General features: G+C 36.2%; 6 protein-coding genes. All 6 read left to right on the forward strand.

From position 1 onward, the window contains the following. Window positions 1-13 precede the first annotated feature (13 nt). The 6 genes from BM207_RS08020 to BM207_RS08045 are packed head-to-tail and all read left to right on the forward strand — an operon-like array spanning window position 14 to window position 12,809. A complete protein-coding gene (locus tag BM207_RS08020; protein WP_090993327.1) occupies window positions 14-712 on the forward strand; it encodes an ABC transporter ATP-binding protein in 699 nt (232 codons plus the stop codon). Window positions 713-757: 45 nt separating this feature from the next. After that, complete coding sequence (locus BM207_RS08025; RefSeq protein ID WP_090993063.1) at window positions 758-3,109, forward strand: ABC transporter permease; 2,352 nt, start codon at window positions 758-760, stop codon at window positions 3,107-3,109. Between the two features lie 36 nt (window positions 3,110-3,145). Continuing rightward, window positions 3,146-5,515, forward strand: coding sequence for an ABC transporter permease (locus BM207_RS08030; RefSeq protein WP_090993064.1), 2,370 nt, complete (start codon window positions 3,146-3,148; stop codon window positions 5,513-5,515). Window positions 5,516-5,571: 56 nt separating this feature from the next. Next, the gene (locus tag BM207_RS08035; protein WP_090993065.1) at window positions 5,572-7,950 is read left to right on the forward strand and encodes an ABC transporter permease; all 2,379 of its coding nucleotides are present in this window, start codon (window positions 5,572-5,574) and stop codon (window positions 7,948-7,950) included. A gap of 27 nt (window positions 7,951-7,977) precedes the next feature. Further along, window positions 7,978-10,356 (forward strand): ABC transporter permease, encoded by a 2,379-nt coding sequence (locus BM207_RS08040; RefSeq protein WP_090993066.1) that lies wholly within the window; start codon window positions 7,978-7,980, stop codon window positions 10,354-10,356. Between the two features lie 59 nt (window positions 10,357-10,415). Next, window positions 10,416-12,809, forward strand: a complete 2,394-nt coding sequence (locus tag BM207_RS08045) for an ABC transporter permease (protein ID WP_090993067.1) — start codon at window positions 10,416-10,418, stop codon at window positions 12,807-12,809. The last annotated feature ends 5 nt before the right edge of the window (window positions 12,810-12,814 follow it).

The raw sequence follows: 12,814 nt of genomic DNA on the forward strand, positions 1-12,814 counted from the left end.
AAATATTATCAAAATGATCAAAATTGAAAATTTAGAAAAAGTTTACAAAACTGAAGAAATTGAAACTACGGCTTTAAATGGGATTAACCTGCATGTAAAAGAAGGAGAGTTTGTTTCAATAATGGGCCCATCTGGTTGCGGTAAATCTACTTTATTGAATGTAATGGGGCTTTTAGACAAACCTGAAAGTGGTAGTTATAAATTCGTGGATACCGAGTTGTTAACACTTAATGATCGTGAAAGATCTAATTTTAGGAAGCGAAACATGGGCTTTGTGTTTCAGAATTTCAATTTGATTGATGAGTTAACAGTTTTTGAAAATATTGAATTACCATTAATCTATAATAAAGTTCCGGCTACAGAACGTAAGAAGTTGGTTAATGAGATCATTGGTAGAATGAATATTGTTAACAGAAGTGGTCATTTTCCTCAACAGCTTTCTGGAGGTCAACAACAACGCGTTGCAGTGGCACGCGCATTAGTCACTAAACCAAAATTAGTACTGGCCGATGAGCCAACCGGAAACTTGGATAGTACACACGGTAATGAGGTAATGGAATTGCTTTGCGAATTAAATGAAACCGGAACAACAATCGTAATGGTTACACACTCGAGCCATGATGCAAGTTTCTCTAATAGGATTATCAATTTAAAAGATGGCCACGTTATTTCCGAAAAAATAAATAAAGGAAGAACGGAAGAACTGATTTAACATAGCAAGTCTCGATATCTAACACTAAAACTTGATACTAAGAAAATGTTTAAACTCAATTTTAAAATAGCCCTTCGCAATCTTTGGAAGAACAAGGGATATACCTTGTTAAATATTTTCGGTTTGGCTGTAGGATTAGCTGGTTTCATTATGATTTTGCTTTTCGCCAATCATGAAAGAAGTTACGATACATGGAACCCCGAAGCTGCTGAAACTTACCGAATTTCGATAAGATGGGCACCTGGCGAAGAAGAATACTCTTCAAGTCCGGCCGAATTAGCACCTGCTTTAAAAGCGACGCTGCCCGAAATAGAAGATTATGGCCGTTTTTATGTGTGGGATATGTTTCAAAGGTTGGTAAGCACGGGTAAAAATGAGCTTTACTTTGATCATATTATGGGGGTTGATAGCACTTGGTTTAACTTGTTCCCTTATCAATTTATTTATGGTGACGTGGGAAAGTCGTTATTGTCTAAAGATCAAATTGTGCTTAGTAGTAAAGCAAGCGAAAAGCTTTTTGGCAAAGGGAATCCCGTAGGTAAAAATTTGGTAGTTAACACTACTACAACGTATATTGTAAGTGGCGTTTATAAGGAGCCAAATACACCAGAACATATGGATGCTGACGCTTTTGTGAAAAAATCATCATCAGGAGATGGCTGGGGCAATGGAAATTTCTATACATATCTGAAAATTAAAAAAGGTATTAATAAGGCCAAATTTGAGAAGAAGCTCAACCAAGCTTTCCTCAAGTTACCTATCCTTAAAGAGCAGGCTTGGTTAAAGACCGCACAGATATACCTTACCCCGGTAACTGAAATATATCTACATGCTACTTCTTCCCAGGATCCTGCTAAAAGAGGAAATCCGACTATTGTAACCATCTTAGTTTTGTTTTCGGCATTACTGCTTGTTATTGCCTGTATTAATTTCACCAATCTATCTATTGCACAATCCGTTAAACGTGCAAAGGAAACAGGCGTCCGTAAAGTTTTGGGTGCTGGCCAAAGAAATCTTATCTCTTATTTTTTAACAGAAACCATCATCCAATGTATTTGTGCTTTATTAATTGCCTTTGTACTTGCAGAAGCATTTATGCCAGTTTTAAATAACCTAATGGATACAAACTTAACTCTTTTTAATTATGCTCACCCCGTGAAACTGATTGTCCAGATTTCGGTGGTTATGCTAGTAGTTACAGTATTGGCTGGTGGGTATGCTGCCTTCTTTTTAGCTAATTATGAACCTGTAAAGGTTTTAAAAGGCAATTTTTCTAGAAGCGTAGGAAGTTTATGGATGCGTAAAACATTAATTTCTGTTCAATTTGTAGTTGCAATTGTGTTTATGATTGCTTTAATTATTATTAGGCAACAGGTTAATTTTATCAAGAACCAAGACGTAGGCTTTAAAAAGAGTCATGTGATGGTATTTAAAATTAGAAAGGGAGAAAGTAGGAAGAACTTTGCACAGTTAAAACAACGTTTGCTTAACCTAGAAGGGGTAAAGGAAGTAAGTAGAGTTAATTATTACCCGGGCGTTAAAGCAATGCAGGTTATAGGAAGAGAATTTGAAGGAAAAAGCGTACAAAACCTAAGCATGGTTACCGTAGATTTTGATTATTTCGAGGTAATGGGCATGCCTGCTCAGTTGGGACGTACATTTTCGAAACAATATATTACCGATAGCACTGCCATTGTGGTAAACGAATCTGCTGTAAAAAAATACGGGCTACAAAAACTATTAGGACAAAAATGGATTGATAATCGGACAATAATTGGAGTTGTTAAAGACCATATTCAGAAAGGCATGGAAACGGCAGCAGAACCTACGGGATTCGTTGTTGAAGGTAGAAATACTAATAGAGCAGATAACGTTATTATCAAAGTTGCAGATAAAAATTTAACCCAAATTGTTAAAGGTGTGCAAAACACATGGGAAGCTATTGAACCATTTCCATTTCAATATAGCTGGCTAGATCAGAGCTTTGCAAACGTGTATGTTCAATACGTAAGACTAGATAAGTTGTTTAATATTTTTACCTATGTTACACTTGCCATAGCAATGCTTGGCCTGTTCGCATTGGCATCTTTTACTGTTCAAGAGAGAACAAAGGAAATTGGCGTTAGAAAAGTATTGGGAGCAGAGACCAGTGATATCTTAAAGATGCTAAATAAGAGCTTTTTATTATTAATAGTTGTCGCAAACCTAATTGCAATTCCCCTTGCCTATATATTGTCGAACAACTGGTTGTCTGGATTTGCTTACCGTACGATTATTACTATTTGGCCATTTGTAGTTGCTATGGCTATTTCTGTGATTGTTACGTTAATCACCGTAAGTCTGCAAGCGCTTAAAACGGCAAAGGCGAAACCCGTTGATGCGCTTAAATATGAGTAGTTGTTAGTTGGGATTTAATCCTTAAAAGTAAAGAAAATGTTTAAACTCAATTTTAAAATAGCCCTTCGCAATCTTTGGAAGAACAAGGGTTTCTCCTTGATAAATATTGGAGGCTTGGCCATTGGTTTGGCCAGTTGCATGGTATTGTTGCTTTATGTAGCCTATGAGTGGAGCTATGATAAACAATTTACTGATAATGATAAAACTTACATTGTTTATCAAAATTCAGTTGCCAATGGAAAAACCTTTAGTTGGGCTTGGACGCCAAATGCAATGGCTAAAGAAGTCGAGGCTAAGATACCAGGTGTTAAATATGCTTCTCATTCCACTTATCCAAATGCAAAGCTCATAAGTTATGGTGAGAAAAAAATAAGTAGTAGAGCAGTTTTCGCAGATCCATCTTTCGTCAAAATATTTGACTATAAATTTATTAAAGGTAGTGCAAGCCAAGTTTTGAAAGATGTGAATTCCATTATCCTGACCAAATCATTTGCTGAAAAACTTTTTGGAAATGAAGATCCAATCAATAAATCGGTTAAGCTAGAAAATGAGGATGTTTTAAAGGTAGCTGCAATAATTGAAGACGTACCGGCCAATACCAGCATATACCTCGAATGCATTATGCCTTGGCAGTTATTTGTAAAAAGAGAGAGCTGGGTAAAGGAAGATAATTGGGGAAACAATATGTGCCTTACCGTGGTACAACTAAAAGATAACAATTTTTTCGACACTGCAAACGCTCAAATGCATGGCATTTATAAACGCAATCAAAAGGGAAATACAGCAGAGGCTTTATTACACCCCTTAACTAAATGGCATTTATATAGCGATTTTGAAAATGGTAAATCTGTTGGTGGCAAAATAGATCAGTTGAAAATATTTTTAATGCTCGCCTTTTGTATCTTGTTGATTGCCTGTGTTAATTTTATGAACTTATCGACCGCCCGCTCCGAAGGTAGGGCTAAGGAAGTAGGGGTGCGTAAAGCAATTGGTTCTTCCCGCAGATCGTTGATCAATCAATTTTTATTAGAGTCGGTATTACTAACCGTTATCTCTACTGTATTGGCGTTTATCCTTGTTGAGATTAGTGTACCCTACTTCAATAATCTGCTAGACATCAAATTGGAAATTGACTATAGTAATAGTAGGTTTTGGATAACCTTATTGTTGTTAATGGTTGTTACTGGACTTGTTGCGGGAAGTTATCCAGCCTTATACCTGTCGTCTTTTGAACCGATTAAAGTTTTGAAAGGTTTTAGGATTAAAACAGATTCGTCAGTTTCAGTTAGAAAAGTTCTAGTTGTAGGGCAATTTGTCTTCGCTGCTTGTTTAATTGTCTGTACCTCAGTAATTTATCAACAACTTAGCTATGTAAAGAATAAACCAATTGGCTACAACAAGGCAAACCTAGTGCAGATTGCTGTTCAAGGTAAAATGGCCAACCAAACAAAGCTTGACTTGATTAAGGCACAATTATTGAAATCAGGCGCTGTATCTAATGTAACTTTCTTTAGTCAGGATATAACCGAAAGTGGCAATAACACCACGGATGTGTCTTGGAAAGGAAAAATCCCAGGCGAATCTATTCTTTTTAATAATAGAGGAATTGGGGGTGATTTTATAAAGACAATTGGCACCGAGTTGGTTGCGGGAAGAGAATTTTTAACAAACGGCGTAAGCGATACCAATAGCGTGATGCTAAATGAGGCCGCAGTTAAGATGATGAGACTTAAAGATCCGATTGGTGCGACCATAAGATTTTGGGGAAATGAGCGGAAAAATGTTGGTATCGTTAAAGATTTTGTAGTGGAAAGTGCTTATCAAAAAGTCGCTCCCATGATATTTTTTCCAAGTTCTACTTGGAGTGCTTCGGTCATCATCGCTCGTTTAAACCCCGATCAGAATCTTAGTTCTTCTTTAGAAGCAATTGATGCTATTGTTAAGGGAATAGAACCCAATTACCCAGTTAATAGAAAATTTGTTGATGAAGGCTTCGAAATTAAATTTAAAGACGAGAAGCTATTAGGGACACTTTCTAATTGGTTTGGTGGTTTTTCTATCTTTATTTCTTGCTTGGGATTGTTAGGTTTAGCTTTATTTATGGCGGAGCAGCGCAAAAAAGAGATCAGCATCCGTAAAGTTTTAGGAGCCAGCACAGCTAATATTTTAGCATTGCTCAATAAGGAGTTCATTAAGCTAGTAGCTATTGCTAATTTGATTGCTTTTCCCCTGGCTTATATAGTTATTAATCAATGGCTATCTGCTTTTGAATATCGTATAACTATCTCGGTTTTGCCTTTTGCCTTAGCTGTTGTGATCTCCCTGTTAATCGCGTTTTTAACAGTCAGCATTCAGTCGGTCAAAGTTGCGAAAGCCAACCCAATCGATGCCCTTAAATACGAATAATACGTGATGCATTTCGCCCCTACAACTTATAAAGCAATACGTAAAACTTAAATAAGATGTTCAAATTAAACATTAAAATCGCTTTGCGAAACCTCTGGAAGAATAAAACTTCCTCATTTATCAATGTAATTGGTTTAGCCATTGGCTTGGCGGCCTGTTTGATGTTATTGGTGTACGTATCCTATGAATGGAATTTTGATAAGCATGGGAAAAACTCTGCCAATCTTTATACCGTAATGACTAATATCCCTGGTGATGATGGTAAGATATTTAAAACTTTTGAAGGATCAACAACAGCACTCGGTCCTCTACTAAAAGCAGAGATACCTGAAATTAAACATTTAGCCAGAATGAATTACCTCAAGAAGGGATTGATAGCTGTTGGCGAAAATAGTTTTAAAAAACTGGGAAAATTTGCCGAACCTGAAATCTTAAAGTTGTTTGACTATGAATTTATAGAGGGAAATGCGGCAACTGCCATGCAAAATCCAAAGTCGATCATTATTACAAAGAGTACCGCCGATGCCTTATTTGGATCTACCAACGTGTTAAATAGAGTTGTTCGCTATCAGGATATGGAGGATTTAACTGTTTCGGCAGTAATTAAAGACCTACCAGATAATACATCAGCTACTTTAAAATTTGACTATTTAATGCCCTGGGCTTTTTATGAAATGGTTGATGCAGATGCGAAAAGCTTAAACTGGGGAAATTTCAGTTATGTGACGATGTTTTTACTTGATTCACAAGCTGATATAGTTAAGGTAAGCGAAAAAGTAGATAAAGTTGTTAAAACTCATCTAAACCAAGCAACGCAGCCCTATAGTATTTATCAATTTAATAAACTTCACCTTTATGGAAAGTTTGAGAATGGCGTAAGCGTAGGAGGCGATATTGAGCAAATTTATCTGTTTGTAGGATTGGCCTTTGGCATATTGATGATCGCTTGTATCAATTTTATGAACATGGCAACAGCAAAATCCGAAAAAAGAGCAAAGGAAGTTGGTATTAAAAAAACAATAGGCGCTAATCGGATTTCTTTGATCACACAGTTCTTAACAGAGTCGATGGTACTAACGTTAGCTGCCGTAGTTCTTGCCATAGCTATGCTAGAAATATTCTTGCCCACTTTTAATCAACTGCTAGGTATAAAAATGGATATATTTTATTTTAGCGCGTCGAGTTGGGCAGGTATTTTAGGAATTGTTCTAGCTACAGGATTGATTGCGGGAAGTTACCCTGCATTCTATTTATCCTCTTTTAGTCCTATTCAAACATTAAGAAAGAAGATCCAAGGCAAAGGTTATTTCTCGATAAGCCTTCGTCAAGTATTAGTGGTTGGGCAGTTTTGTTTTGCCATTTTATTAATCATCTCTACATTGGTTATCTATCGTCAACTTCAATATGTAAAGAATAGACCATTGGGAGTAAATATCAATGCGCTAATTGAAATTCCGCAAGAAGGGGCGTTAAAAGATAGGTACGAATTGTATAAAGAGAAATTATTGAGGTCTGGCGCAATTACAAGTATCAATAATACCTCTACCAAATTATCACATCATAATTCAAATTTTTTAGATATACGCTGGGATGGTATGACCCAGGAAAGAAATTTAACCATTTTTAATCAAGTAAGGGCAGGGTATGATTTCACTAAAACAAACGGAATTAAACTAATTAGTGGCAGAGATTTTTCTAAACAATTTGCTTCAGATACTTCCGCTATTTTGATTAGTGCATCTGCAGCAAAAGTAATGAACCTTAAAAATCCAATAGGAGAAACGATTACGATCCATGAAGAGAAATATAATGTTGTAGGCTTGTTTGATGATTATGTTTGGGATACACCTTATAAATCAAATAGCCCAATGGTTGTAATGTTTGCAGACAAATACACCAGCTTTATTACCATGAGGCTAAATACTGCAAATAGTATTCAACAGAATATAGAAGCAGTTTCTAAAATTACTAAAGAGCTTAATCCAGCCTATCCGGTAGAAATTAGCTTTGTGGATGATGTTTATGCAGAACTCTTGCAAAAAGAAAAAACATTAGGTATTCTCTCTAATCTCTTCGGCGGTTTAGCAATTTTTGTTTCTTGCCTCGGTTTATTTGGCTTAGTAGCTTACAGTGCTGAACAACGTACCAAAGAATTTGGTGTACGAAAAGTACTTGGTGCATCGGTAGCAAACCTGATGCAGCTTTTATCTGTCTCTTTTATTAAAATGATTGTGGTAGCCATCGTAATCGCAACTCCATTAAGTTATTATGCAATGGGCAAGTGGCTAGCTAAATTCGAATACCATACGGAAATAAGCTGGTGGATTATTCCAGTTGCTGGTTTTGCGACCTTAACAATGGCACTAATTACCGTTAGTTTTCAAGCCTATAAATCGGCCAAAGCTAATCCAGTTGATGCTTTGAAATATGAATAAGTCAGAAAATCTATAAATCTCATTAAGATGTTCAAATTAAACTTAAAAATTGCCCTACGTAACCTTTGGAAGAACAAAGGCTTTTCTTTAATCAATATTGGCGGATTAGCAATTGGCCTGACTTGTTCACTGATGCTTTTGTTGTATGTGAATTACGAATGGAGTTTTGACAAACAGCTTAAAAATTTTGATAAGATCTATTTAGCCAAGCTTAATCTCAAGTTTAATGGGAATATCGCAACAACCGGAGCGGTTCCTTATAAGTTAACGGGAGCAGTAATGGAAGAAATTCCAGGTATCAAAAGAGCAAGTCGTTTTTATGTTCATCATGGAAGTAAACTGTTTAGCAAGGGCGAAAATAAATTTAAGTTAAAGTCTCTTTATGTGGATCCTTCCTTTATTCAAATCTTACGCTATAATTTCTTATACGGTAATGAAGGCAGTGCTCTTAGCAAACCAAATTCACTAATTTTAACAGCCTCTACAGCAAAAAAGCTATTTGGAACTGAAAATCCAATTGGTAAAAGTGTAAAGTGGGATAATTTAAAAGAGCTACAGGTTACGGGGGTAATCGAAGACTTGCCAAAAAACCAAAGTATACAATTTGAAATCTTACAACCATGGGCATTTTTTGAACAAATTGATTCCAGTGTAAAAACGAGTGGATGGGGGAGTATTGATTGTGCCGCACTATTTGAACTAAAAGACAATGCCTCTGTTGAACAAATTAATGGGTTACTTAAAAATTTTGTCGTAAATAAAGAACCGGAATTAAAGTCCTATATCTACGAGCCATTTCTTTTTCCCCTTAGTAAAATTCATTTATATAGCCAATTTGAAAATGGAAAAGTTGTGGGAGGTGGAATCGACCAAGTTAAGTTATTTGCTTTTTTAGCATTATGTGTACTACTTGTGGCCTGTATAAATTATATGAATTTATCTACAGCTCGTTCAGAAAAGAGAGCAAGAGAGGTTGGGGTGAGAAAAGCTTTAGGGTCGAGCAGACAAACCATCATGGGTCAATTCATCCTAGAATCGCTAATGCTTTCGCTTTTCTCTATGATGATTGCCTTTGCTTTGGTTGAAGTTTCCCTTCCATACTTCAATAATTTATTGGCAGTTACAATTGAAATAAATTATAGTTCGTATCTGTTTTGGACAGTGATTATTGGTTTAATTCTAATCACTGGTCTACTTGCAGGCAGCTATCCAGCGTTCTACTTATCGTCTTTTATCCCAGTTAAAGTGCTTAAAGGCTTTAAAGGCTCTATCGGGACTTTATCATTTAGAAGAGCGCTGGTTGTACTTCAATTTAGTTTATCAGTTTGTATGATTATATCGGCCATTGTGGTATACAATCAAATTCAATTTCTGAAGAACAGACCGTTAGGTTTCGATCAGAACAATATGGTTCAATTAGATTTAGAAGGAGCGTTTAAAGATCCGAGCAAAACTGAAATTTTTAAGAAGGAACTCCTCCAGGCGGGGGCTATAGTTGCTGCTTCAGAATTTGCAAGTCCATTTACCGAAGGTGGTACTATAACGGGAGATGTAAGTTGGCCAGGAAAGCCCGCAACCGACCGCTCGATTATTAATTACCGGAGTACGGGTTTTGCTTTCACAAACACCATAGGAGCTAAAGTTTTAGCAGGAAGAGATTTTTCTCCCCAATTTTCGGCGGATACCAATACCTCTGTATTGCTAAATGAGTCCGCTGTTAAATTAATGAACCTAAAAAAGCCCGTTGGAACGATTATCCATTGGGATAATGAGCCTTTAAAAATAGTAGGTGTTATTCAGGATTATTTTAGTGAGCGATTAGGTAAAATTGGCGAGCCGACTTTATTCTATTACAATGTTAAGACTAGTGGGGTGTTGTTACTCCGATTAAATCCTAATCAATCATTAACTACTTCGATTGAGCAGATTAAAAGAAGCACTCAAAAATTTAATTCTGCGTATCCGGCAGAAATAACTTTCGTAAGTGAGGGTATGCAAACAAAATTACAGAGTGAGCGACTCTTAAGTATTCTTTCAAACGTTTTCGGTGGCTTTGCTATCTTCATTTCTTGCTTGGGCTTACTGGGCTTGGCACTCTATATGGCTGAGCAGAGAAGCAAAGAAATTAGCATTAGAAAGGTTCTGGGAGCAGGTTTGTCAGATATTCTTGTGCTACTTAACAAGGACTTCATGAAACTTGTCGTAATTGCAAACGTCATTGCCATACCAATAGCCTATATTTTAATGACTAACTGGTTAAAGAAGTATGATTATAAGATTGATGTTAACTATTTGCCATTTCTACTAGCTGTAGTTGCCTCTATTTTAATTGCTTTGCTAACAGTAAGTCTGCAAACGTTTAAGGTTGCTAAAGCAAATGCGGTTGATGCTTTGAAATACGAATAGTCTCAAAAGACTGTAAAATCAAGGTAGAACTATATCTCACACGTAATAAATTGTAAACGATGTTTAAACTTAACTTAAAAATTGCCTTTCGTAATCTGTGGAAGAACAAGAGCTACACATTTATTAGTATCTCAGGCCTGGCGGTTGCCCTAACAATTTTTATTTTGGCAATGCTGTATGCCAACTATCAACGCGGTTACGATACTTGGAATAAAGATTACCAACAGATTTATAGGGTAAATTACACGTCGACAGAGGGAGAAGATGTTGGCTTAAGTCCAGGCAATCTAGCCACAGTTAGCAAAGAAAATATTCCAGCCGTAGCCGCTGCTACTCGTATCCAAGATTATTGGTTTGGCGAAATGTTGGTAAAAACAAAGGGCAAAAGTCTTTACATGAAAGATATTTTGCTCGCCGATAGTAACTTCTTTAAAGTATTTCAATATCAAGCCGTTTATGGCGAAGTAAACAGCGCCTTAAATACTCCTCAATCTGTTGTGTTAAGTAAAGAATACAGCGAAATTTTGTACGGAAAAGGTGTAAATCCGGTAGGAGAAACTATCACACTCGATAATAATACAGGATACTTAGTAGAAGCTGTAGTTGATGTAGCCCGTCATCCGTCACATTTTAAGTTTAATTTGATCAGGAGGTTCAAAAAAAGTGCGTCGGCCGATTTCTATAGCAACAACTATTACACCTATGTGAAACTAACAAATAATGCTGACTTAGCGCAGACTAAACTTAATTTTAACAAAACTAGAAAAGAAATTTTGCTGGCTGAACTTAAAAAACTGCCAGTTGAGGATCAAGCTGGTTTTACCAACTTTATCAATAACAACAGCCTATACCTTCAACCGATTAAAGATATTCATCTTACAAAAAGCAAAGTTGAATATGAGTTTCCGAATAATGGTATTGGAAATTACATGTACATTATGCTTGTTGTTGCATTTTTAGTTCTAATTATTGCCGCTATCAACTTTACCAATTTAGCCGTCACGATGGCCACCAGAAGAGCGAAGGAGACAAGTGTTAGAAAGGTGCTTGGTGCGCAAAAAATGCAACTTGGTATTCAATTCATTCTTGAAACTGGATTACAATGTGTTTTTAGTTTAACTATTGCTTTAATCTTGGTAGAGTTATTTCTACCATCCTTTAATGCTGTACTGAGCACTACCATAGTGCTTGAGAATTTAAGCGACTATCAAGAAATCTTGATGCAAATTGCTGTCGCTTTGGTAATGATTACGCTGTTGGTAGGTCTTTATCCTGCGCTATTAATTAGTAATTTCTTACCGGCAACTGTTCTTAAGGGCAATTTTAATACCAGCAATAAAGGATATTGGGTTAGAAATACGCTGATCGTAGCTCAATTTGCTATTGCAATATTGTTTATCTCTGGTATTTGGGTGATTAACAGTCAGCTTAATTACATGCAAACTAAGGATCTTGGATATCAGCCTCAACAGGTTTTGGCTATTAATATGATGCAGGATAATAGTGATCAGCATTTCAATAAGATTAAAAATGTATTGAAAGGTATTGCTGGAGTTAATACGATTTCGAGGGCCGATCATATTCCGGGGGAAGATATGGGCGGAAATAGCTACAGCGCTAATGGAAATACTTATACAGGTAATTTTATAGCTGTCGATGTGGATTATTTTAATGCCATGGGTATGAAACTATTGGCAGGGCGAGGCTATAGTGCAACAAATACCTCAGACACAGCAAAGTCTATTATTTTAACCGAGACAGCTGCTAAAACCTTTGGTATTACAGATCCTGTAGGAAAAACCCTAAAGTTTCACGGGCAGGAGGTAAACATTATAGGTCTTGTAAAAGATTTTAATCATTATAGTCCCGAGAAAAGTTATCAACCCATTGTTTTTCAATATATGAGAGGTAATCCGTTACGTTATGTGATCGTAAATATTAATCCCGCGCAGTCTGCAGCAACATTGGCTGAAATAGAAAAACAATGGACGAAACTTGAACCAGAATTTCCAATCAAATATAATTTTTTGAATAAGTCATTTGAAAAATTATTAGCAAGTCAGGCACAATTAAGAAAGTTAATCGGTATGCTATCTGCTGTAACAATTATTTTGGCTTTGATGGGGTTATTTGCTATTGCCGCATTTACCACTCAACGGAGAAGCAAAGAGATTAACATTAGAAAGGTACTCGGCGCCTCATTAATGGATATACTTAAGCTATTAAATAGAAATTTTGCCATTCTAGTAATTATAGCCAATTTAATTGCTTGGCCAGTTGCTTATTTAATTTTAAATCAATGGCTTAGTGAGTTTGCTTTTAGGATAAGCATGCCAATTTTACCATTTATCCTATCGGGCGTATTTACCTTACTACTTACCGTCATTATCGTTAGCTTACAATCTTTTAAAGCTGCTAATGCGAATCCAGTGGATGCACTTAAATACGAATAAAAGTA

It is taken from the genome of Pedobacter insulae (assembly GCF_900113525.1).
GTDB lineage: Bacteria > Bacteroidota > Bacteroidia > Sphingobacteriales > Sphingobacteriaceae > Pedobacter > Pedobacter insulae.